31 protein-coding genes are annotated in these 21,356 nt (G+C 67.8%); 3 read left to right on the top strand and 28 right to left on the bottom strand.

What is annotated here, in order from left to right; translation table 11 throughout:
* Nucleotides 1–38: 38 nt before the first annotated feature.
* Nucleotides 39–671, top strand: a complete 633-nt coding sequence (locus tag ACGFYP_RS32615; RefSeq protein ID WP_393501325.1) for a LuxR C-terminal-related transcriptional regulator — start codon at nucleotides 39–41, stop codon at nucleotides 669–671.
* A gap of 78 nt (nucleotides 672–749) precedes the next feature.
* Here ACGFYP_RS32615 and rplO read toward each other — a convergent pair whose 3' ends face one another.
* The 22 genes from rplO to ACGFYP_RS32505 all read right to left on the bottom strand — a co-directional run bounded on the left by rplO (nucleotide 750) and on the right by ACGFYP_RS32505 (nucleotide 11,539).
* Nucleotides 750–1,205, bottom strand: a complete 456-nt coding sequence (gene rplO / locus ACGFYP_RS32610; RefSeq protein WP_361965469.1) for a 50S ribosomal protein L15 — start codon at nucleotides 1,203–1,205, stop codon at nucleotides 750–752.
* Between the two features lies 1 nt (nucleotide 1,206).
* The gene (rpmD, locus tag ACGFYP_RS32605) at nucleotides 1,207–1,389 is read right to left on the bottom strand and encodes a 50S ribosomal protein L30 (RefSeq protein WP_005313525.1); all 183 of its coding nucleotides are present in this window, start codon (nucleotides 1,387–1,389) and stop codon (nucleotides 1,207–1,209) included.
* On the bottom strand, nucleotides 1,389–1,991 hold the full coding sequence (gene rpsE / locus ACGFYP_RS32600) for a 30S ribosomal protein S5 (RefSeq protein WP_015035588.1): 603 nt from the start codon (nucleotides 1,989–1,991) through the stop codon (nucleotides 1,389–1,391). The genes rpmD and rpsE overlap by 1 nt, the downstream gene beginning before the upstream one ends.
* Before the next feature lie 45 nt (nucleotides 1,992–2,036).
* On the bottom strand, nucleotides 2,037–2,420 hold the full coding sequence (gene rplR, locus ACGFYP_RS32595; RefSeq protein ID WP_361761314.1) for a 50S ribosomal protein L18: 384 nt from the start codon (nucleotides 2,418–2,420) through the stop codon (nucleotides 2,037–2,039).
* Nucleotides 2,421–2,423: 3 nt separating this feature from the next.
* Nucleotides 2,424–2,963, bottom strand: a complete 540-nt coding sequence (gene rplF, locus ACGFYP_RS32590; RefSeq protein WP_361965471.1) for a 50S ribosomal protein L6 — start codon at nucleotides 2,961–2,963, stop codon at nucleotides 2,424–2,426.
* 21 nt (nucleotides 2,964–2,984) lie between these two features.
* Nucleotides 2,985–3,383: a 30S ribosomal protein S8 gene (gene rpsH / locus ACGFYP_RS32585; protein WP_158989430.1), complete on the bottom strand. Its 399-nt coding sequence runs from the start codon at nucleotides 3,381–3,383 to the stop codon at nucleotides 2,985–2,987.
* Between the two features lie 211 nt (nucleotides 3,384–3,594).
* On the bottom strand, nucleotides 3,595–3,780 hold the full coding sequence (locus ACGFYP_RS32580; protein ID WP_003948630.1) for a type Z 30S ribosomal protein S14: 186 nt from the start codon (nucleotides 3,778–3,780) through the stop codon (nucleotides 3,595–3,597).
* 5 nt (nucleotides 3,781–3,785) lie between these two features.
* Nucleotides 3,786–4,343: a 50S ribosomal protein L5 gene (gene rplE / locus ACGFYP_RS32575; protein WP_260229393.1), complete on the bottom strand. Its 558-nt coding sequence runs from the start codon at nucleotides 4,341–4,343 to the stop codon at nucleotides 3,786–3,788.
* Nucleotides 4,343–4,654, bottom strand: coding sequence for a 50S ribosomal protein L24 (gene rplX / locus ACGFYP_RS32570; RefSeq protein WP_015035583.1), 312 nt, complete (start codon nucleotides 4,652–4,654; stop codon nucleotides 4,343–4,345). Before rplX ends, rplE begins: the two co-directional genes overlap by 1 nt.
* A 2-nt stretch (nucleotides 4,655–4,656) precedes the next feature.
* Nucleotides 4,657–5,025 carry a 50S ribosomal protein L14 gene (gene rplN, locus ACGFYP_RS32565; RefSeq protein WP_003956455.1) on the bottom strand — a complete coding sequence of 123 codons (369 nt, stop codon included), beginning with the start codon at nucleotides 5,023–5,025 and terminating at the stop codon, nucleotides 4,657–4,659.
* 97 nt (nucleotides 5,026–5,122) lie between these two features.
* Nucleotides 5,123–5,407 carry a 30S ribosomal protein S17 gene (gene rpsQ, locus ACGFYP_RS32560; protein ID WP_361761317.1) on the bottom strand — a complete coding sequence of 95 codons (285 nt, stop codon included), beginning with the start codon at nucleotides 5,405–5,407 and terminating at the stop codon, nucleotides 5,123–5,125.
* Nucleotides 5,407–5,631 (bottom strand): 50S ribosomal protein L29, encoded by a 225-nt coding sequence (rpmC, locus tag ACGFYP_RS32555; RefSeq protein WP_028797851.1) that lies wholly within the window; start codon nucleotides 5,629–5,631, stop codon nucleotides 5,407–5,409. The genes rpsQ and rpmC overlap by 1 nt, the downstream gene beginning before the upstream one ends.
* A complete protein-coding gene (gene rplP / locus ACGFYP_RS32550) occupies nucleotides 5,631–6,050 on the bottom strand; it encodes a 50S ribosomal protein L16 (RefSeq protein ID WP_015035580.1) in 420 nt (139 codons plus the stop codon). Before rplP ends, rpmC begins: the two co-directional genes overlap by 1 nt.
* A gap of 5 nt (nucleotides 6,051–6,055) precedes the next feature.
* Nucleotides 6,056–6,904, bottom strand: a complete 849-nt coding sequence (rpsC, locus tag ACGFYP_RS32545; RefSeq protein ID WP_017239578.1) for a 30S ribosomal protein S3 — start codon at nucleotides 6,902–6,904, stop codon at nucleotides 6,056–6,058.
* Nucleotides 6,904–7,251, bottom strand: a complete 348-nt coding sequence (rplV, locus tag ACGFYP_RS32540; RefSeq protein ID WP_135332555.1) for a 50S ribosomal protein L22 — start codon at nucleotides 7,249–7,251, stop codon at nucleotides 6,904–6,906. The genes rpsC and rplV overlap by 1 nt, the downstream gene beginning before the upstream one ends.
* Before the next feature lie 42 nt (nucleotides 7,252–7,293).
* The gene (gene rpsS, locus ACGFYP_RS32535; protein WP_361965477.1) at nucleotides 7,294–7,575 is read right to left on the bottom strand and encodes a 30S ribosomal protein S19; all 282 of its coding nucleotides are present in this window, start codon (nucleotides 7,573–7,575) and stop codon (nucleotides 7,294–7,296) included.
* Nucleotides 7,576–7,587: 12 nt separating this feature from the next.
* Nucleotides 7,588–8,424, bottom strand: a complete 837-nt coding sequence (rplB, locus tag ACGFYP_RS32530; protein WP_383223104.1) for a 50S ribosomal protein L2 — start codon at nucleotides 8,422–8,424, stop codon at nucleotides 7,588–7,590.
* A 39-nt stretch (nucleotides 8,425–8,463) separates the two neighbouring features.
* A complete protein-coding gene (rplW, locus tag ACGFYP_RS32525; protein ID WP_352188385.1) occupies nucleotides 8,464–8,787 on the bottom strand; it encodes a 50S ribosomal protein L23 in 324 nt (107 codons plus the stop codon).
* On the bottom strand, nucleotides 8,787–9,437 hold the full coding sequence (gene rplD, locus ACGFYP_RS32520; RefSeq protein WP_315891595.1) for a 50S ribosomal protein L4: 651 nt from the start codon (nucleotides 9,435–9,437) through the stop codon (nucleotides 8,787–8,789). Before rplD ends, rplW begins: the two co-directional genes overlap by 1 nt.
* Before the next feature lie 4 nt (nucleotides 9,438–9,441).
* Complete coding sequence (gene rplC, locus ACGFYP_RS32515; protein ID WP_260229398.1) at nucleotides 9,442–10,086, bottom strand: 50S ribosomal protein L3; 645 nt, start codon at nucleotides 10,084–10,086, stop codon at nucleotides 9,442–9,444.
* A 13-nt stretch (nucleotides 10,087–10,099) separates the two neighbouring features.
* Nucleotides 10,100–10,408 carry a 30S ribosomal protein S10 gene (gene rpsJ / locus ACGFYP_RS32510; RefSeq protein ID WP_003948644.1) on the bottom strand — a complete coding sequence of 103 codons (309 nt, stop codon included), beginning with the start codon at nucleotides 10,406–10,408 and terminating at the stop codon, nucleotides 10,100–10,102.
* 414 nt (nucleotides 10,409–10,822) lie between these two features.
* A complete protein-coding gene (locus ACGFYP_RS32505; protein ID WP_393501303.1) occupies nucleotides 10,823–11,539 on the bottom strand; it encodes a YoaK family protein in 717 nt (238 codons plus the stop codon).
* A gap of 96 nt (nucleotides 11,540–11,635) precedes the next feature.
* On the opposite strand from ACGFYP_RS32505, the gene ACGFYP_RS32500 reads away from it, so the two are divergent.
* The gene (locus ACGFYP_RS32500) at nucleotides 11,636–12,460 is read left to right on the top strand and encodes an RNA repair domain-containing protein (protein WP_393501300.1); all 825 of its coding nucleotides are present in this window, start codon (nucleotides 11,636–11,638) and stop codon (nucleotides 12,458–12,460) included.
* Between the two features lies 1 nt (nucleotide 12,461).
* On the opposite strand, the gene ACGFYP_RS32495 is transcribed toward ACGFYP_RS32500, so the two are convergent.
* On the bottom strand, nucleotides 12,462–13,604 hold the full coding sequence (locus tag ACGFYP_RS32495) for a hypothetical protein (RefSeq protein ID WP_393501297.1): 1,143 nt from the start codon (nucleotides 13,602–13,604) through the stop codon (nucleotides 12,462–12,464).
* A 249-nt stretch (nucleotides 13,605–13,853) separates the two neighbouring features.
* Here ACGFYP_RS32495 and ACGFYP_RS32490 point away from each other — a divergent pair, with 249 nt between their 5' ends.
* Nucleotides 13,854–15,920, top strand: coding sequence for a PIG-L family deacetylase (locus tag ACGFYP_RS32490; protein WP_393501294.1), 2,067 nt, complete (start codon nucleotides 13,854–13,856; stop codon nucleotides 15,918–15,920).
* A gap of 132 nt (nucleotides 15,921–16,052) precedes the next feature.
* Here ACGFYP_RS32490 and tuf read toward each other — a convergent pair whose 3' ends face one another.
* The 5 genes from tuf to ACGFYP_RS32465 form a co-directional block, all read right to left on the bottom strand.
* On the bottom strand, nucleotides 16,053–17,246 hold the full coding sequence (gene tuf, locus ACGFYP_RS32485; protein ID WP_361965487.1) for an elongation factor Tu: 1,194 nt from the start codon (nucleotides 17,244–17,246) through the stop codon (nucleotides 16,053–16,055).
* Between the two features lie 150 nt (nucleotides 17,247–17,396).
* Nucleotides 17,397–19,526, bottom strand: coding sequence for an elongation factor G (gene fusA, locus ACGFYP_RS32480; RefSeq protein WP_361965489.1), 2,130 nt, complete (start codon nucleotides 19,524–19,526; stop codon nucleotides 17,397–17,399).
* A gap of 39 nt (nucleotides 19,527–19,565) precedes the next feature.
* Complete coding sequence (rpsG, locus tag ACGFYP_RS32475) at nucleotides 19,566–20,036, bottom strand: 30S ribosomal protein S7 (protein ID WP_003966970.1); 471 nt, start codon at nucleotides 20,034–20,036, stop codon at nucleotides 19,566–19,568.
* 2 nt (nucleotides 20,037–20,038) lie between these two features.
* Nucleotides 20,039–20,410: a 30S ribosomal protein S12 gene (gene rpsL, locus ACGFYP_RS32470; protein WP_003948652.1), complete on the bottom strand. Its 372-nt coding sequence runs from the start codon at nucleotides 20,408–20,410 to the stop codon at nucleotides 20,039–20,041.
* 363 nt (nucleotides 20,411–20,773) lie between these two features.
* Nucleotides 20,774–21,223: a helix-turn-helix transcriptional regulator gene (locus ACGFYP_RS32465; protein ID WP_361965491.1), complete on the bottom strand. Its 450-nt coding sequence runs from the start codon at nucleotides 21,221–21,223 to the stop codon at nucleotides 20,774–20,776.
* Nucleotides 21,224–21,356: the final 133 nt, after the last annotated feature.

Genomic DNA, 21,356 nt, shown 5'->3' with positions numbered 1-21,356 from the left:
GTGCGACCGCCCTCGGCAGCGATCGCGAAGTGGGGGAAATGAGCACGCAGCACCACGCACATGCCCATGTCCTTGTCGCCGACGACAGCCCGACCCGCACCCTCGGCATCATCCAGATCGTCAAAGAGTTCTCGTACGTGAAGACGGTCAGCACCTGCACCTTCGGCGGCCTGGCCGAGGCGGTCGGCCGCACCGCCCCCGACCTCGTCCTGCTCGGCGCGTCCGACTGGCCCGACTGCGACCTGACCACCGTCGTCCGGCCGCAGGCAGGGACCCGCGCGGTCCGCTTCATCTCCTTCGGCCACCCGGCCAGGACCCGTATCACTCCGTCCAACGTCTCGGCCGGTCTGCACGGATTCCTGCCCAGCACCGCGACGCCGGAGGACTTCAACCGCGCCCTGTCGGCCGCCCTCGCGGGATTCACGTACTTCCCCCGCTGCATGACGGAGGGGCTGGCCGAATACCGTATGCGGTTCCCTCAGCTGACCCCCAGGGAACAGCAGGTGCTCGATCTCCTCTCCGAGGGGATGAGCAACCACCGCATCGCGAGCCGCCTGGGCATCAAGGAGGCCACGGTGAAGATGTACGTGACCCAGGTGCTGGCCAAGCTCAAGGTCGAAAGCCGTCTCCAGGCCTGCCTGAAGGCCCGGGGGCTCGCCTCGGCGGCCTGATCGTTCCGCAGACACAAAGAAGCCTGGCCGGCTCCCCCGAGGGGGAACCGGCCAGGCTCAGTGCTGTCAGGCCGAGACTCAGACGAGCTCGGTGACGGTGCCACCAGCGGCGGCGATCTTCTCCTTGGCGGAGCCGGAGACGGCGTCAACCGAAACCTGCAGCGCCACGGTGATCTCGCCGGTGCCGAGCACCTTGACGAGGCTGTTCTTGCGCACCGCGCCCTTGGCGACCAGGTCGGCCACCGTGACCTCTCCACCCTCGGGGTAGAGAGCGCCGAGCTTGTCCAGGTTCACGACCTGGTACTCGGTGCGGAACGGGTTCTTGAAGCCCTTGAGCTTCGGCAGACGCATGTGGAGGGGCATCTGCCCACCCTCGAAGCGCTGCGGAACCTGGTAACGGGCCTTGGTGCCCTTCGTACCACGACCGGCCGTCTTACCCTTCGACGCCTCACCACGACCCACACGGGTCTTGGCGGTCTTGGCGCCCGGGGCGGGACGGAGGTTGTGGACCTTCAGCGGGTTGTTCTCCGCCATGTCAGTCGACCTCCTCGACCGTCACGAGGTGGCGGACGGTGTGCACCATTCCGCGGAACTCGGGGCGGTCCTCCTTGACGACCACGTCGTTCAGGCGCTTGAGCCCGAGCGAACGCAGAGTGTCGCGGTGGTTCTGCTTGCTGCCGATGTACGACTTCGTCTGCGTGATCTTGAGGCGAGCCATTACGCACCCGCTCCCGCACGTGCACGAAGCAGAGCCGCGGGGGCGACGTCCTCGAGGGGCAGACCACGGCGAGCCGCGATCTCCTCGGGACGCTGCAGGCCCTTCAGGGCCTCCACGGTCGCGTGCACGATGTTGATCGCGTTGTCGGAGCCGAGCGACTTCGACAGGATGTCGTGAACGCCGGCGCACTCCAGAACGGCGCGCACCGGGCCACCGGCGATAACACCGGTACCGGGGGAAGCAGGCTTCAGCAGGACAACGCCGGCCGCCTTCTCGCCCTGGATCGGGTGCGGGATGGTGCCCTGGATGCGGGGAACCTTGAAGAAGTTCTTCTTGGCTTCCTCGACACCCTTGGCGATGGCCGCGGGAACTTCCTTGGCCTTGCCGTAACCGACACCTACGGTGCCGTCACCGTCGCCCACCACGACCAGCGCGGTGAAGCTGAAGCGACGACCACCCTTGACAACCTTGGCGACGCGGTTGATCGCGACAACGCGCTCAACGTACGCGGTCTTCTCGGCGGCAGCGCCACCGTCGCGGCCCTTCCGGTCCCGCCGCTCGCCGCCACCGGCACCGCTTCCGCGGCGCTGGGGTCCAGCCATTGGATTACCTCTCTCTGTTACGTCCGTTAGTCCCGGAACCGGGGCTTAGAACTTCAGCCCGGCTTCGCGGGCGGCGTCAGCCAGAGCGGCAATGCGCCCGGCGTACCTGTTGCCACCACGGTCGAACACGACAGTCTCGACACCAGCGGCCTTGGCGCGCTCGGCGACAAGAGCGCCGACCTGCTTGGCCTGCGTCGACTTGTCACCCTCGCCACCGCGGATCGACGCGTCCAGGTTCGACGCGGACGCAAGGGTGTGACCCTTGAGGTCGTCGATGACCTGAGCGGTGATGCCCCGGTTGGAACGCGTCACGACGAGGCGCGGACGCTCCGCCGTACCCGACACGTTCTTGCGGATGCGGATGTGGCGGCGAGCCTTGGCCGCACGCTTGTAAGCGTCGCCCTTGGCGATCTTCACACCGTATGCCATGGCTTACTTACCAGCCTTTCCGACCTTGCGGCGGATGACCTCGCCGGCGTACTTGACGCCCTTGGCCTTGTACGGGTCGGGCTTCCGCAGCTTGCGGATGTTCGCCGCGACCTCGCCGACCTTCTGCTTGTCGATGCCCTCGACCGAGAACTTGGTCGGCGACTCGACCTTGAAGGAGATGCCCTCGGGCGCCTCCACCAGGATCGGGTGGCTGTAGCCGAGCTGGAACTCCAGGTTGGAGCCCTTCGCGGCAACGCGGTAACCGACACCGCTGATCTCGAGCGCCTTCACGTAACCCTGGGTCACACCGGTGATCATGTTGGCCACCAGCGTGCGGGACAGGCCGTGAAGGGCCTTGTTCTGACGCTCGTCGTTCGGGCGGGTGACGTTGAGAACGCCGTCCTCACCCTTAACGATGTCGATCGGCGCGGCAACGGTGTGGGTCAGGGTGCCCTTGGAACCCTTCACCGTGACCGAGCGGCCCTCGATGGTGACGTCCACGCCGGCGGGAACCTGGATAGGCAGCTTGCCAATACGCGACATTAGCTATTCCTCCGTTCCCGACTACCAGACGTAGGCGAGGACTTCCCCACCTACGCCCTTCTTGCCTGCCTGCTGGCCGGTCAGGAGGCCGTGGGACGTGGAGATGATCGCCACGCCCAGGCCGCCGAGAACCTTCGGCAGGTTGGTGGACTTCGCGTAAACCCGGAGGCCCGGCTTCGAGATCCGCTTGATGCCCGCGATGGAGCGCTCACGGTTCGGACCGAACTTGAGCTCGAGGACGAGGTTCTTGCCGACCTCGGCGTCCTCGACCTTCCAGCCCGTGATGAAGCCCTCCTGCTGGAGGATTTCCGCGATGTGAGACTTGATCTTGCTGTGCGGCATCGACACGGAGTCGTGGTACGCCGAGTTCGCGTTACGCAGACGCGTGAGCATGTCTGCGATCGGATCAGTCATGGTCATGAATTGGCCTTCGGCCTCTCTCGCCGGGGTTTCCTGTATGCGCCATCCCTCTCCCCACACAGGGGCGGGACGGGTGCGGCGCGGGGACCTACGGCGTAGTAAGTCGTACGGGCGGCGGACGCCCAACCCTCCTAGCCTAAGCCATGGAGGGGTGGGCCTCCGCCAACCCTCTGCTTACCGAGAGACTCCGGTTATCCCTGAAAAGCGGGGATTACCAGGAGCTCTTGGTCACGCCCGGCAGCTCGCCACGGTGAGCCATCTCACGAAGGCACACGCGGCACAGGCCGAACTTGCGGTACACGGAGTGGGGACGACCACAGCGCTGGCAGCGCGTGTAGCCGCGCACGCCGAACTTGGGCTTGCGGGCAGCCTTCGCGATGAGAGCCTTCTTCGCCATCTCGCTTACGCCTCCTTGAACGGGAAGCCGAGGTGACGGAGAAGGGCACGGCCCTCAGCGTCGTTGGTCGCCGTGGTCACCACGGTGATGTCCATACCCCGGACACGGTCGATCTTGTCCTGGTCGATCTCGTGGAACATGACCTGCTCCGTGAGACCGAAGGTGTAGTTGCCACGCCCGTCGAACTGCTTGGGGGACAGACCACGGAAGTCGCGGATGCGCGGAAGCGCGAGCGACAGGGTGCGGTCCAGGAACTCCCACATGCGGTCGCCACGGAGGGTGACGTGCGCACCGATCGGCTGGCCCTCACGCAGCTTGAACTGCGCGATGGACTTGCGAGCCTTGGTGACGGCCGGCTTCTGACCGGTGATCGTGGTGAGGTCGCGGATGGCGCCCTCGATCAGCTTGGAGTCGCGGGCGGCGTCGCCCACACCCATGTTGACCACGACCTTGACGAGGCCGGGGATCTGCATGACGTTCTCGTACGAGAACTCCTCACGCAGCTTGCCCGCGATCTCCTCGCGGTACTTCGTCTTGAGACGCGGAGTGGTGGTGGTAGCCATCAGATGTCCTCACCCGTCCGCTTGGCAACGCGGATCTTGTTGCCCTCGTCGTCGAAGCGGTAACCGACGCGCGTGACGACCTTCTTGCCGTCCTTCTCAACGACCAGCTGGACGTTGGAGACGTGGACGGGCGCCTCGGTCGTGACGATGCCACCGGCCTGCGACGGGCCGGCCTTGGTGTGCTTCTTGACCCGGTTGACACCCTCGACCAGGACACGGTTCTCGCGCGGGAAGGCCGTGATGACCTTGCCCTGCTTGCCCTTGTCCTTACCGGTGATGACCTGGACCAGGTCGCCCTTCTTGATCTTCATGCTTACAGCACCTCCGGCGCGAGCGAGATGATCTTCATGAACTTCTTCTCGCGCAGCTCACGGCCCACCGGGCCGAAGATACGGGTGCCGCGAGGGTCGCCGTCGTTCTTGAGAATGACAGCGGCGTTCTCGTCGAAGCGGATGTACGAGCCGTCCTGGCGGCGGCGCTCCTTGACGGTGCGAACGATGACCGCCTTGACGACGTCACCCTTCTTCACGTTGCCACCGGGGATCGCGTCCTTGACGGTGGCGACGATGACGTCACCGATGCCCGCGTAGCGGCGACCGGAACCACCGAGAACACGGATGCAAAGGATCTCCTTGGCACCAGTGTTGTCGGCGACACGCAGTCGCGACTCCTGCTGGATCACGTCTATCTCCTGATTGTCTGCCGGTTCCCGGCAGGGGCACCGAAGTGCCCCTGCCGAGCCTGGCGGAACGAACTCGAAGGGTTACCCCTTCAAGTGATTACTTGGCCTTCTCGAGGATCTCGATGACGCGCCAGTGCTTCGTGGCGGACAGCTTCCGGGTCTCCATCAGGAGGACGCGGTCGCCGATGCCGGCAGCATTCTGCTCGTCGTGAGCCTTGAGCTTGTTGGTACGGCGGATGACCTTGCCGTACAGCGCGTGCTTGACGCGGTCCTCAACGGCGACGACGACGGTCTTGTCCATCTTGTCGCTGACGACCAGGCCCTCGCGGACCTTGCGGGCGTTGCGCGCGGTCTTCTGCTCAGTCACATTGTTCTCGCTCATCAGGCGCTCTCCACCGTCTCGATGCCCAGCTCGCGCTCACGCATGAGGGTGTAGATCCGCGCGATGTCCTTGCGGACGGACTTGAGCCGTCCGTGGTTCTCGAGCTGGCCCGTCGCCGCCTGGAAGCGGAGGTTGAACAGCTCTTCCTTGGCCTCGCGGAGCTTGGCGACAAGCTCCTCGTTGCCCAGCTCGCGCAGCTCGGACGCCTTGGTACCGGCGGTCATCACAGCTCACCTGCTTCGCGCTTAACGATCTTGCACTTCATCGGCAGCTTGTGGGCCGCACGGGTCAGGGCCTCGCGCGCGATCTTCTCGTTCGGGTAGGACAGCTCGAACATCACCCGACCGGGCTTGACGTTCGCGATCCACCACTCCGGCGAACCCTTACCGGAACCCATGCGGGTCTCGGCAGGCTTCTTGGTCAGCGGGCGGTCCGGGTAGATGTTGATCCAGACCTTGCCGCCACGCTTGATGTGGCGGGTCATCGCGATACGAGCCGCCTCGATCTGGCGGTTGGTCACGTACGCCGGCGTGAGGGCCTGAATGCCGTACTCGCCGAACGCAACCTGCGTACCACCCTTGCTCATGCCCGAGCGCTTGGGGTGGTGCTGCTTGCGGTGCTTGACCCTACGGGGGATCAGCATTTCGGTCAGGCCTCCGTTCCGGTGCTCTCAGCCGGAGCGGCAGCGGCGGCGGGAGCGTCGGCCTTGGGGGCCTCGGCAGCCGGCGCGGACTGCTGCTGCGGCTTGCGGCCGCGGCCGCCACGCTCGCCACCGCGGCCACCACGGCCGGCGGGACGGTCGCCAGCGCCTGCACCACGGGCCGGGCGGTTACCCGCACGGGCCGCAGCGTTCTCGGCGCGGACCTCGGCGATGTTCTTGACGTCGCCCTTGTAGATCCAGACCTTCACGCCGATGCGACCGAAGGTCGTCTTGGCCTCGAAGAAGCCGTAGTCGACGTTCGCGCGGAGCGTGTGCAGGGGCACGCGGCCCTCGCGGTAGAACTCCGAGCGGGACATCTCGGCGCCGCCGAGGCGACCGCCGCACTGGATCTTGATGCCCTTGGCGCCGGCCTTCATCGTGCCCTGCATGCTCTTACGCATGGCGCGACGGAAGGAGACGCGGGAGGAGAGCTGCTCGGCAACGGCCTGAGCAACCAGCTGAGCGTCCATCTCGGGGTTCTTGACCTCGAGGATGTTCAGCTGGACCTGCTTGCCCGTGAGCTTCTCGAGGTCGCCGCGGATGCGGTCGGCCTCGGCGCCACGGCGGCCGATGACGATGCCGGGACGCGCGGTGTGGATGTCCACCCGCACGCGGTCACGGGTGCGCTCGATCTCAACCTTCGAGATGCCGGCGCGCTCCATGCCGGACGTCATCATCCGACGGATGGCGACGTCTTCCTTGACGTAGTCCTTGTACAGCTTGTCGGCGTACCAACGGGACTTGAAGTCCGTGGTGATGCCGAGCCGGAACCCATGCGGGTTAACCTTCTGGCCCATTACCGGGTTCCTTCCTTGCTGCTGACGACCACGGTGATGTGGCTGGTCCGCTTACGGATCCGGTAGGCACGGCCCTGAGCACGCGGACGGAACCGCTTCAGGGTCGGGCCCTCATCCACGAACGCCTCGCTGATGAACAGCGAAGAGGCGTCACTGTGGTCGTAGTTGTGCGCGGCGTTGGCGATGGCGCTGTCAAGCACCTTGCCGACCGGCACGCTCGCGGCCTGCGGGGCGAAACGCAGGACCGCCTGAGCCTCCGTGGCATCCATGCCACGGATAAGGTCCACCACGCGGCGGGCCTTCATGGGCGTAACGCGGATGTACCGCGCCTGGGCCCTGGCTTCCATGGTTGTCCTTCCAGTGTCTGTCATGGTCATTCCACCCCGCTACTAGCGGCGCTTCGACTTCCGGTCGTCCTTCACGTGACCCCGGAAGGTGCGCGTCGGCGAGAACTCGCCGAGCTTGTGGCCGACCATCGACTCGGTGACAAACACCGGAATGTGGGTCTTGCCGTTGTGCACCGCGATCGTGTGGCCGAGGAAGGCCGGGATGATCATCGAGCGACGGGACCAGGTCTTGATGACGTTCTTGGTGCCGGCTTCGTTCTGGGCGTCCACCTTCTTTACGAGGTGGTCGTCGACGAAGGGCCCCTTCTTGAGACTGCGCGGCATCTAAACCCGCTCCTAGCGCTTCTTGTTCGTCTTGCGGCGGCGGACGATGTACTTGCTCGAAGCCTTCTTCGGCGAGCGAGTACGACCCTCCTTCTGACCCCACGGGGAGACCGGGTGGCGACCACCGGAGGTCTTGCCCTCACCACCACCGTGCGGGTGGTCGACCGGGTTCATCGCCACACCGCGAACGGTCGGGCGAACGCCCAGCCAGCGCTTGCGGCCGGCCTTGCCCCAGTTGATGTTCGACTGCTCGGCGTTGCCGACCTCACCAATGGTGGCGCGGCAACGGGCGTCGACGAGACGGATCTCGCCGGACGGCATACGAAGGTGGGCCATCGTGCCCTCCTTCGCCAGCAGCTGCACGGAGGCACCCGCGGAACGGGCGAACTTGGCGCCACCGCCGGGACGGAGCTCGATCGCGTGGATCGTGGTACCGACCGGGATGTTGCGGAGGGCCAGGTTGTTGCCGGGCTTGATGTCGGCCGTGGGGCCGTTCTCAACCCGGTCGCCCTGCGCGAGACCACGCGGGGCGATGATGTAGCGCTTCTCGCCGTCCGCGTAGTGGAGCAGCGCGATGCGAGCGGTGCGGTTGGGGTCGTACTCGATGTGAGCGACCTTCGCCGGCACGCCGTCCTTGTCGTGACGACGGAAGTCGATCACTCGGTAGGCGCGCTTGTGGCCACCGCCCTGGTGGCGCACGGTGATCCGGCCGGTGTTGTTACGGCCGCCCTTGCTGTGCAGCGGGCGAACCAGCGACTTCTCCGGCGTGGACCGCGTGATCTCGACGAAGTCGGCTACGGAGGAGCCACGACGGCCCGGCGTAGTCGGCTTGTACTTGCGGATTCCCATTTCTCAGTCCTCGTCCGATTCCGGACGACTCGACCGCCGTCAGGCGGTCGGGCCGCCGAAGATGTCGATACGGTTGCCCTCGGCAAGGGTCACGATGGCGCGCTTGGTGTTGGCGCGCTTGCCGAAACCGGTGCGGGTGCGCTTGCGCTTGCCCTGGCGGTTGATCGTGTTGACCCCGGTGACCTTGACCGAGAAGACCGCCTCGACGGCCTGCTTGATCTGGGTCTTGTTGGCGCCGGGCGCAACGATGAACGTGTACTTGTTCTCGTCGAGCAGCGCGTAGCTCTTCTCGGAAACAACCGGCTTGACGAGGATGTCACGCGGGTCCGTGAAGGTCTTGCTGGTGATCGTGGCCTCGGACATCAGGCCTCGCTCCCTTCGTTGTCAGCGGCCTTGGGGCCAGACACGAAGGACTCGAGGGCGGCCTGGGTGAAGACCACGTCGTCGGATCGCATCACGTCGTACGTGTTCAGCTGGCCCGGCTCCAGGATGTGCACCTGGGGCAGGTTGCGGGCGGACAGCCACGCGGCCTCGTCGGCGCGCTCGACGACCAGGAGCAGGTTCTTGCGCTCCGAGATCTTGCCGAACAGCGTCTTGGCGGCCTTGGTGGAGATGCCACCCTCGACCACGCCGGAGACGACGTGGATGCGGGAGTGGGTCGCCCGGTCGGTGAGGGCACCGCGGAGAGCGGCGACCTTCATCTTCTTGGGGGTCCGCTGCGAGTAGTCACGCGGCACGGGACCGTGCACGACGCCACCACCGGCGAACTGCGGGGCGCGGGTCGAACCCTGACGGGCGCGGCCGGTGCCCTTCTGGCGGTACGGCTTCTTGCCACCACCACGGACCTCGCCACGACGCTTGACCTTGTGCGTGCCCTGACGGGCGGCGGCCAGCTGCGCGACGACGACCTGGTGGATCAGCGGGATGCTGATCTTGGCCTCGAAGATCTCGGCCGGGAGCTCGACGGTCCCGGTCTTGTCGCCGGAGGGCGACAGAATGTCAATGGTGCTCATATCCTCAGGCCCCCTTGGCCGCGGTGCGGACCAGGACGAGGCCGCCGTTCGGACCAGGAACCGCACCCTTGATCAGGAGCAGGCCCTTCTCCGCGTCAACGGCGTGAACGGTCAGGTTCTGGGTGGTCACACGCTCGTTACCCATGCGACCGGCCATGCGCATGCCCTTGAAGACACGGCCCGGGGTGGCGCAGCCACCGATCGAACCGGGCTTGCGGTGCACGCGGTGGGCACCGTGGGAGGCCTTGCCACCACGGAAGTTGTGGCGCTTCATGACACCGGCGAAGCCCTTGCCCTTGCTCTTACCGGTGACGTCGACCTTCACACCGGCCTCGAAGAGCTCGGCGGTGATTTCCTGGCCGAGCGTGTACTCGGAGGCGTCAGCGGTGCGGAGCTCCACAAGGTGACGGCGCGGGGTGACGTCGGCCTTGGCGAAGTGGCCCTTGAGGGGCTTGTTCACCTTGCGCGGGTCGATCTCGCCGAAGGCGATCTGGACCGACTCGTAGCCGTCGATGTCGTTCGTACGCACCTGGGTCACGACATTGGGGCCGGCCTTGACGACGGTCACCGGGACAACCCGGTTGTTCTCGTCCCAGACCTGCGTCATGCCGAGCTTCTCGCCCAGGATGCCCTTGATGTTCTTAGCCATCTCGCGCGTCACCTCAGAGCTTGATCTCGATGTCGACGCCCGCCGGGAGGTCGAGGCGCATGAGCGAGTCAACCGTCTTCGGCGTGGGGTCGAGGATGTCGATGAGGCGCTTGTGCGTGCGCATCTCGAAGTGCTCGCGCGAGTCCTTGTACTTGTGCGGCGACTTGATGACGCAGTACACGTTCTTCTCAGTGGGCAGCGGCACCGGGCCCGCGACCGACGCACCAGTTCGCGTCACCGTCTCGACGATCTTCTTCGCCGAGGAGTCGATGACCTCGTGGTCGTAGGCCTTGAGCCGGATGCGGATCTTCTGTCCCGCCATGGCTACTCAGTAGTCCTTTGTCTTGGTTAACGCTCTGGACTCGGGGGTTCTCTTGACTCTGTCTCCGACCCACGCGGTCGGGCGTGTCGCACTCCCTCTACGCAGAAATCCCTAGGGATCTCCCAACCAAGGGGGTGCGGTCACCATGACCGCGGTTCCGGGGGCAGAACACCCACCGAGTGCCTGGTCGGCACCCCGCTGACGCTTCCCGGAAGATTCCCGTACGTCCGACCCGAGGGGTCGACGAGTACTGTGGGACTCGCTTCCGGTCCTCCCGACGGGAGGCGCGCAGCATCGGCACTCAACCGAGCAACCCCGACAGTCTGCCATACGGGGCGCTGGGCTGGCCAATCGAGCCGGAGAGAATACCCCGGACGTGATCCAAGTCAAACGCCGACCCTCCGGGGGCGACGGTCACCCGGGCTCGGACGTACGCCGCTCGGGCACCATCCAGAACGTCGCGCCCATGAAGAGAACCAGCGCGCAGGGAACGGCCAGGACCGCCGCCGGACTCACCCCCTCGCGCAGCAGCCAGGCGCCGAGCACGCCCCCCGCGAACATCGCCGCGATCGACGCGAACCGGCGACCCTCGTGGCGGGCACCCGAGCCGATGCGGGGGTCCGCGACGTGCGGCAGACCGCCGAGGAACGCGGTCAGGGCCCGCGTGGACAGCGTCGTCGGCACGTCCGGGACCCGCACCCGCAGCGTCGTGATGTTGCGGGCGCCCATGGCGGCGGCGAGCAGCGCGATCACGGCGAAGTGGTGACCGGTCACGGTCCCGCCCGGCCCGTCGACACCGGTCCGCCACGCGATCAGCGCCGCGAGCCCCAGCAGCACCCCCTCGCCGAGCAGCGCGCGGGGGAACCACCGTCGGCCGTGGGAATCCGCGCTCGACTCCAGGAGTGAGCCGAGCACCGCGCCGACCACGAACCCGGCGCAGGAGACTCCGGCCGCGGCCGGCGAGAGCCCCGCGGCGCCCGTGAGCGCGAAGGCGAGCAGCAGCAGGTTCCCGGTCTGCATGGCGGTGAAGACCGGCCCCAGCGCGAGGAAGCTGACGGCCTCGATCATGCCGGTCGTGAGCGTGAGCACGATCATGATCGAGGTGAGCGCGCGCCCTGCCCTGGGCTTCATACCCGGAGCGTAGGACGCGAACGATCACCCCGCCCGCCGACGGCACGCCGGGGCCCGTGGCCGACTGGGAGACGGCTTCCGGGGCAGACGCCCGGTGTGCACACGAGTGACGAGATCTACCACCGGGTGCTGTGGGACCCCCGCTTCGACCCGGAGCGGTTCGTGATGGGAATCACCGAGCGCGGTGCGGACCCGCAGCGGATGCCGCTGGCCGACTTCGAGCCCGGCGGGGAGATCCCCTGGCACCGGGTGGTGTTCTTCGAGGTCGACGGGCGGGTCGTCTGGGACCGGGCCACGGGGGTCGACCGGCTCGATGCCGTGCTTGCGCCCAGGGCCGAGGAACCCGTCCCGCCCGGGGAGGTGCTCGCCGTGCCGCCGACGAGCCGTACGGCGGTGGCCTGGCTCCCGCCGCAGCGGCTGTGGCCCCCGATCCAGCACGTCCGCCGCGCGCATGACCGCCAGATCCACCGCTGGCCGCCGCACGTGAACGTCCTCTTCGGCTTCGTACCGGAGGCGGAGTTCGAGCGGGCGGCCCCGCTCGTCGCGGCGGCGGCGCGGCAGACCCCGCCCTTCCAGGCCCGCCTGGAGGGCGTGCACTGGTTCGGCCACCGCGAGTACGCCACCGTATGGCTCGACCCCTGCGCGGACGGCGAGGAGCCGTGGGCCCGCCTGCGGGAGGGCCTGGAGGCCCGATTCCCGCTGTGCGGGGACCGCGCGAGGGGCTTCACCCCGCACCTCTCCCTGGGCCGCAGCCGCGACCCCCACACCCTCGCCACCACGGCCGAGGCCCTCCTCGGCAGCGCGACGGCCCGCGTCAGGGACGTGGTGCTGCTGTCCCGTCGCGAGGACGGTCCGATGCGCGTACGGGCGACGGTGGCGCTCGGGAGCGGCGAGGTGACCGTGGCGGAGGACCTCCCGTAGCTCAGCTGCGCGTGAGCCTGCCGCACTCCTGCGGGAGGTCGGTGAGGTCCTTGCTGCGGTCGTACGGGTCCGAGGCCGGGCCCGACGCCTCGGTGCCGGGCGACGCCGCCAGGTCCTCGGCGAACAGCGGGTGGAAGAACCCGTCCTTCGGCCGGTCGCAGTCGTCGTTGCCGGCGCTCGAATTCATGCGGCTCAGCGACAACTTGCCCTGGGTCGCCCGGTATCGGCCCGGGTCGGGGAGCGCGAAGGTGATCTGGCGCCGTACGACCGTCCGCGCGACCTCGTCGGCGCCCGGCCGTACCTTCACGACGGGGTAGACGAAGGTGTAGTCCGTGTGGATCACGACGTGGTCCGCGTACGCGCCCGTGCCGGCCTCCAGCGTCATCCGCCCCCGGGTCTTCACCACGGGCCCCACGAGCTTCGCCTCCGCCGGGGCGAACCGGCTGAACAGCAGTGTGGGGTCGTTCTTCTCGGTGGCCCTGGCCAGGCCCTTCTCCATGCCCGAGCGGACGTCGGGCTGGTGCGGGTCGAGCAGGGCCAGCGCCTGGGTCGGCCTGCCGCCGTTGATCACGGCCGGGTCGAGATTGGCCGCGACGAGGAAGTCCTTCGCCGTCTTGAGCGCGGCCGCGACCTCGTCCTTCGACATCCAGTCGACGGCCCTGGCCTGCGGAGTCTCGATCCCGGCGGCCCCGTCGGCCCACCGCAGCGCCGGGGAGCCCCGGAACGGCTCGCGCAGCGTCGGCCCGTCGGGGAAGGCCTCCTCGGACGGCGCCGCCGTGGGACGCGCGCTCTCGGCCGCGAGCGGCGTGGTCTCCCCCGGGCCCCCGAGCCCCTCGGGCAGGTGGTCGGTGACCAGCTGCGGGCGCAGGGCGACCAGCAGGACGCCTGCGGCCACGGCGATCCCCACGACCCCCTTCACCCGGCGCCCCCGTCCGCTCCGCCGGTTCGTCTCCCCCCAGGCCGGGCCGGTGCGCCAGCCCTCCGGCTGCGGCTGCTCCGCCCGGCCGGGCCTGGCGTCCCCTCGCCCCGACGACCTGCCCTTACGGGCCTTCGGGACCGGGCCCGTACCGACCCCGTCCCTCTTCGCCGCCTCGACGAACGCCGCCCACTCCTCGTCGGAGACCGACCGGTCCTTCTCGCTCATGCTTCCCCCACCCCTGATCACGCGTGCGGATCGGAGCGTGCCACGGCCCCCTTCGACGGACGCGCGCGGGGAGGGCCTTTTGATCTTCCTGTGACCTGGCCGTTCACCCCTCGCACACAGTGCGAGCACATGAGCGAATTCGCGGGCAACCCCCACCCGCTTAATCCCGTCTAGCCAGTCGCGGAAGCAGGCCCCGACAGGCCCTCCGCGGATCCAGCGAACGTGCGTGCGGTACGGGGGGAAGCAACAGTGGACAGGTCCGAGCTGCTCAAGACGGGTCAGCCCAGACGACGCGGTGTTCTCGCCGCCACCGCCGCCCTGGGCGCCGCCGCTCTCGGTACGACGGCCCTCGCCGGGTGTTCCGTACCCGCCGCCCCCCGACGGGCCCAGCCGGCCGCCGACCCCGCGCCCGGGGTCCCGATCGTCAGCACCCGCCGCGAGCAGCTCATGCAGATAGCCGCGCACCCGGACGACGACCTGTACTTCATGAACCCGGACACCCAGCGCATGCTCGACGCCGGTGTCCCGCTGGTCTCCGTGTACGTCACCGCGGGCGAGCACGAGGGCATGAACCAGATCAAGGGCATGGCCCCCGCCAAGCCCGACCGGGCCGCCTACTCCTCGTCACGGCACCAGGGCCTGCGCCAGGCGTACGCGACGCTCCTCGGGCTCGACAAGTTCACCCCCTGGCAGAAGGGCGTCGTCACCCTGCACGGCGGGCGGCGCGCCGAGATCAACACGCTGGTGCACCGCGGCCGCCGGGTCGAGCTGATCTTCCTCAACCTGCCCGAGCACGCCCCCCGGCGCTACATGGCCCTGCCCGACCTCTGGAGCGACCGCGCGCTCGAACTGCGCACGCACATATCCGCCGACTCCCCCGTCGACCGCTCCGACACCTACGACCACGACCAGCTGATCGACGTCCTCGTCGGGCTCCTCGACCGCTACCGGCCGACCGTCGTCCAGACCCTCGACCCCGACCCGGACATCCAGATCAGCAACGCGGCGACCCGCAAGCGGGACGCAGAGCAGCCCGGCTACTCCGATCACGGCGCCCACACCGCCGTCGCCTGCTTCTCCTGGGCCGCGCTCATACGCTGGGTCGCCGAGGACCAGAAGGGCCCCGGGCAGATACCCGCGTTCGTGGCGACAGCCTTCCGCGGGTACTACAACCGGCACTGGCCCAAGAACCTCCCGCCGCAGGTCCTCAAGGAGAAGGCCGGCCACCTCCTCCCGTACGGCGGCGACCCCTCCTGGGAGTGCGGCAACCCCTCCGGCTGCGGCGACTACGGCGTCGGCGGCGGCCGCCCCCTCAAGAACAGCAAGGGCTGGGTACGGGCCACCCACCACCGCTGGCCCGGCGCGGGCCCGGCCGTCGTCGCCCGGCCCGACGGGCGGCTCGACGCCTACGGCGTGCTCGGACTGCGCGCGGTCCACTGGCGGGAGACCGAGCGGGGCTCCGGGCAGTGGGGCGACCCCAAGGACCTGGGCGGCGGGCCGCTCGCGCCCGCGCTCGGCTCGGCCACCCTGCCCGACGGCCGGGTCCTGCTCTTCGGGGTGCGCATCGCCGCCCTCGCAGGCCGCGGCGGCGCCAACAAGCGGGAGGTCGTCCTGCTTGAGCAGCGCTCCCCCGACGGCCCGTTCCTCGCCTGGCGGGGCCTGGGCAATCCCGAGCGCAAGGACGACCGGGGCCGCCGCATAGGCGTCCCGGTGGCGGTCACCACCCCCGACGGCCGGGTCCACCTCTTCATACGCAACGCGGACAAGGGCGTGTCGACGCGGGTGCGGTCCACCGGCGGCACCTGGTCCCCGTGGCGGGACCTCCCCCGAACCCAGGAGATCCAGGACGGTCTGGACGCCGTGGTCGACGCCGAAGGACGCGTCCACGTCCTCGCCGCCGGCCGGACGGCCGTACAGCACTGGATCGACTCCGTCCCCGCCGCCCCGCTCCCCCTCGCGGGCGACCCGGTCGCCGCCGTACCGGCCCAGGGCCGCGCCGGGGTCGACGTGTACTACCGCAAGCCGGCCGCCAAGGAGCTGCTGTCGCGGCGCGGGAACGCGTCCTTCGACGGGTACGGCTCCGTGGCCGCGGCCGCCGACGGAGGCGGAACGGTTCTGCTCGGCCGGGACCTGCGCGGCCGCATCCAGCTGCGCAAGGGCGGCCGGCTCTGGACCCGTACGCAGGGGGCGGCGGCCGTGCAGGCCCCGACCCTGCGGCTGGCCCCGGGCGGCCCGGTCGCCGTCGGCCTGGGCGCGGACGCCCACCCGTGGGTGTGGCGGCCGGTGAACCGGTCCGGGGCGACCTCGCACTCGTAGGACCGCGCGGGACGACCCGCAGGACAACCCCGTACGACACAAAGAAGAGGGCCCCCGGACCGCCGCGAACGGCGGGCCGGGGGCCCTCTCATGACGCTCCGTCAGGAGCGGCACAGGTCAGACGGTCAACAATTACTTGTTGATCTTGACGACCTGGCCGGCGCCCACGGTCCGGCCACCCTCACGGATGGCGAACTTCAGGCCCTCCTCCATGGCGACGGGCTGGATCAGCTCGACGGTCATGGAGGTGTTGTCGCCCGGCATGACCATCTCGGTGCCCTCGGGGAGGGTCACGACGCCGGTCACGTCCGTGGTACGGAAGTAGAACTGCGGGCGGTAGTTGTTGAAGAACGGGGTGTGACGGCCACCCTCGTCCTTCGACAGGATGTAGGCCTGGGCCTCGAACTCGGTGTGCGGCGTGACCGAACCGGGCTTGATGATGACCTGGCCGCGCTCGACATCCTCGCGCTTGATGCCACGGAGGAGCAGACCGACGTTCTCACCGGCCTGGCCCTCGTCGAGCAGCTTGCGGAACATCTCGATGCCGGTGACCGTGGTGGTGACCTTCTCGGTCTTGATACCGACGATGTCGACGGTCTCGTTGACCTTGAGGACACCACGCTCGATACGGCCGGTGACGACGGTGCCACGACCGGTGATCGTGAAGACGTCCTCGATCGGCATCAGGAACGGCTTGTCGACGTCACGCTCGGGCTGCGGGATCGCCTCGTCGACGGCGGCCATCAGGTTCAGGACCGACTGGCCCCACTCCTTGTCGCCCTCGAGCGCCTTGAGCGCCGAGACCTTGACGACCGGCAGGTCGTCGCCCGGGAACTCGTACTCGGAGAGGAGCTCACGGACCTCGAGCTCGACGAGCTCCAGGATCTCCTCGTCGTCCACCATGTCGGCCTTGTTCAGGGCGACGACGATGTACGGAACGCCGACCTGGCGGGCCAGGAGCACGTGCTCCTTGGTCTGCGGCATCGGGCCGTCGGTGGCGGCGACCACGAGGATGGCGCCGTCCATCTGCGCCGCACCCGTGATCATGTTCTTGATGTAGTCAGCGTGACCGGGGCAGTCGACGTGCGCGTAGTGACGCGACTCCGTCTGGTACTCGACGTGCGCGATGGAGATGGTGATACCGCGCTGGCGCTCCTCAGGAGCCTTGTCGATCTGGTCGAAGGCCGAGGCCTCGTTCAGGTCCGGGTACGCGTCGTGCAGCACCTTGGTAATGGCGGCCGTGAGGGTCGTCTTACCGTGGTCGATGTGACCGATGGTGCCGATGTTGACGTGCGGCTTAGTCCGCTCGAACTTCGCCTTCGCCACGGGGGTCCTCCTGGAGAGTGGTTCTGTACGCCTTACTCATCGGCGCCAGGTGATCTTTGCTGGGATGCCATCCGCCGGGGCCCGTTCCTCGGGTTTCGGGGTCTGAACCCCGGCGACTGGTGTCAAGCCTAAAGCGTGCACTCGGGTGAGTTACTCGCCCTTGGCCTTCGCGATGATCTCCTCGGCGACGTTCCGGGGAACCTCGGCGTAGGAGTCGAACTGCATCGAGTAGCTTGCGCGACCCGAGGTCTTGCTGCGGAGGTCTCCGACGTAGCCGAACATCTCCGAGAGGGGCACGAGGCCCTTCACGACGCGAGCGCCGCTGCGCTCCTCCATGGCCTGAATCTGACCACGGCGGGAGTTGATGTCACCGATGACCTCGCCCATGTAGTCCTCGGGCGTGGTGACCTCGACGGACATCATCGGCTCGAGGATGACCGGCGAAGCCTTGCGCGCGGCCTCCTTGAAGGCCTGCGAACCGGCGATCTTGAACGCGAGTTCGGAGGAGTCGACCTCGTGGTAGCCACCGTCGAGAAGGATGACGCGGACGCCAGTCATCTCGTAGCCGGCCAGGATGCCGAACTGCATGGCCTCCTGCGCACCGGCGTCGACCGAAGGGATGTACTCCTTCGGGATGCGGCCACCGGTGACCTTGTTCACGAACTCGTACGAGGCGTCGCCGCCCTCGATGGGCTCGATCGCGATCTGCACCTTGGCGAACTGACCGGTACCACCGGTCTGCTTCTTGTGGGTGAAGTCCACGCGCTCGACGGCCTTGCGGATCGTCTCGCGGTACGCGACCTGCGGCTTGCCGACGTTCGCCTCGACCTTGAACTCGCGACGCATACGGTCGACGAGGATGTCGAGGTGAAGCTCGCCCATACCACCGATGATGGTCTGGCCGGTCTCCTCGTCCGAGTGGACCTGGAAGGAGGGGTCCTCCTCCGCGAGACGCTGGATGGCGACACCCAGCTTCTCCTGGTCACCCTTGGACTTGGGCTCGATCGCGACCTGAATGACCGGCGCCGGGAAGTCCATGGACTCCAGGATGACCGGGTTCTTCTCGTCGCACAGCGTCTCACCGGTGGTGGTCTGCTTCAGGCCCATGACGGCGACGATGTCGCCGGCGCCCACCGAGTCGATCTCCTCACGCTTGTTCGCGTGCATGCGGTAGATCTTGCCGATGCGCTCACGCTTGCCCTTGACGGAGTTCAGCACCGAGGTGCCGGCCTCAAGGCGACCGGAGTAGATCCGGACGAAGGTGAGCTTGCCGAGGTGCGGGTCGCTCGCGATCTTGAAGGCGAGCGCGGAGAGCGGCTCGTCCTCGGAAGGCTTGCGCTTGACGACAACCTCGGCGTCCTTGACGTCGTGGCCCTCGATGGCCTCGACGTCCAGGGGGGAGGGGAGGTAGCGGACGACCGCGTCGAGCAGGGGCTGAACACCCTTGTTCTTGAACGCGGTGCCACAGAAGACGGGGGTGATCGTCTTCTCGCCGCCACCCTTGCCGGAGGCAATGGTGATACGACGGATCGCGGCGTACAGCTGCTCCTCGGTGGGCTCCTGGCCCTCGAGGAAGAGCTCCATGATCTCTTCGTCGTTCTCGGCGACGGTCTCGACCAGCTTGCCGCGCCACTCTTCAGCAGCCTCGGTGTGCGTGGCCGGGATGTCGACGACGTCGTACATCTCGCCCTTGGTCGCCTCGGCGGACCAGACCAGAGCCTTCATGCGGACGAGGTCCACAACACCCTGGAAGTCCATCTCGGAACCGATGGGGAGCTGCATGACGATCGGGACGGCGCCGAGGCGCTCCACGATCATGTCGACGCAGCGGTGGAACTCGGCACCCGTACGGTCGAGCTTGTTGACGAAGCAGATACGCGGAACGCCGTAGCGGTCCGCCTGACGCCAGACAGTCTCGGACTGGGGCTCGACACCGGCGACGCCGTCGAACACCGTCACGGCACCGTCGAGCACGCGCAGCGAACGCTCCACCTCGACGGTGAAGTCGACGTGGCCCGGGGTGTCGATGATGTTGATGGTGTGGTCGACGTCCTCGAGCGGCCAGTGGCAGGTCGTCGCGGCGGACGTGATCGTGATGCCGCGCTCCTGCTCCTGCTCCATCCAGTCCATCGTGGCAGCGCCGTCGTGGACTTCACCGATCTTGTACGAAACGCCGGTGTAGAACAGGATCCGCTCGGTGGTGGTCGTCTTGCCCGCGTCGATGTGAGCCATGATGCCGATGTTGCGCACCTTGGCAAGGTCAAGCGAAGTGGTAGCCATATCGGCTCAGTCTTCTCTCGGTCTCGATGTGGGTTGCGACTACCAGCGGTAGTGCGCGAAGGCCTTGTTGGACTCGGCCATCTTGTGCGTGTCCTCACGCTTCTTGACCGAAGCACCGAGGCCGTTGGAGGCGTCGAGGAGCTCGTTCATGAGGCGCTCGGTCATGGTCTTCTCGCGGCGGGCGCGGGAGTAGCCCACGAGCCAGCGCAGAGCGAGGGTGGAGGCGCGACCGGGCTTGACCTCGATCGGCACCTGGTAGGTGGCGCCACCGACACGGCGGGACTTGACCTCGAGGGACGGCTTCACGTTCTCGAGGGCGCGCTTCAGCGTGATGACCGGGTCGTTGCCGGTCTTCTCGCGGAGGCCTTCCATGGCGCCGTAGACGATGCGCTCGGCGGTGGAACGCTTGCCGTCCAGCAGGATCTTGTTGATCAGCGAGGTGACAAGAGGAGAGCTGTAGACCGGGTCGATGATGACCGGGCGCTTCGGGGCGGGGCCCTTACGAGGCATTCTTACTTCTCCTTCTTGGCGCCGTAGCGGCTGCGAGCCTGCTTACGGTTCTTGACGCCCTGCGTGTCGAGGGAACCGCGGATGATCTTGTAACGAACACCCGGCAGGTCCTTCACACGGCCACCACGCACGAGCACGATGGAGTGCTCCTGCAGGTTGTGACCCTCACCCGGGATGTAGGCCGTGACCTCGATGCCCGAGGTCAGACGCACACGCGCGACCTTACGGAGGGCCGAGTTCGGCTTCTTCGGGGTGGTCGTGAACACACGCGTGCAGACGCCGCGACGCTGAGGGGAACCCTCGAGTGCGGGCGTCTTGTTCTTCTCGACCTTGTCCTGCCGGCCCTTCCGGACCAGCTGCTGGATCGTAGGCACTACTTCTCCGGTTTCTGTGTGCCGTCGTAAAACTAACCTGGAACACTGTCCGACCCACGCGGTCGGGTGTGTCGAATACTGCGGACCTCCGCCGAGGGCGGAAAAGGCGCAGATTGCGGTGGCCGTTGACGGACTCGCCATGCGGTTGAGGACACGCACGCGAGCCCAGGCACACCCCAGGCACAAGGTCTGAGCGTACCTATCGCATGCACTCCGGTCAAAACAAATGCCCACGCGTACCAGGGCCCGCCGGACGTGGGACGACGAATCCGGGGACGGTCGGTGCGTGGGCCGTGACCCAGAGCCCGCCGACCCGTCGGAGTCCTCCTCCCGACGGGCCCGCGGGCCGGGTGCGCGCGGGGGTCATTCCCGGGTGGCGCGGCGCTGCTCACCAGGGGTTCGCGGCTCGCTCTCCTCCTCGCCGGGCTCCAGGAACTGGTTGACGACCTTGACGAACACGCCCATCCGCTCGTCGGGTACGCCGAGCCAGCGGGCGAAGTCCTCCATGGTGGGCTGCCAGTCGCCCGGCGGCAGCAGATCCGCAGCCAGGGGCAGCTCGTCCGGGGTGACCCGGCCGGACCGGATCAGCATGTCGCGTACGGAGACCCCGAGGAGGGGGGCGATCCTGCGCATGGTCTCCAGGTCGGGCATGCTCTGCCGCTGCAGCAGCCGGGTCACGGCAGCGCGGTGCACGCCGGCCTCGTCGGCGATCCGGGACTTTCCTCCACCGCGCGGACTGTCGATGTCGTAGCCGCGCGCTCTCATCAGGCCTTCCACCCAGCCTGCGAACTCGTCGAGCCCTTGAGTGCTCATGTACCGCTCCCTAACTCCCCCACCCTCCGGGGACCACACTCTAGCGTGCTTGCGCGCAAAGAATTACGTGCTTTTGAGCACGCAATCGTGTCGAATCGGTGAAGGCCGCTCCACGCCGCTCCACAAACTTGTT

Origin of the sequence: Streptomyces sp. NPDC048370 (assembly GCF_043200825.1) — a bacterium.
In the GTDB taxonomy this organism is placed as follows: Bacteria; Actinomycetota; Actinomycetes; order Streptomycetales; family Streptomycetaceae; genus Streptomyces.
Note: the sequence above shows the minus strand (reverse complement) of the source record. Positions and strands in the feature narration are given on the sequence as shown.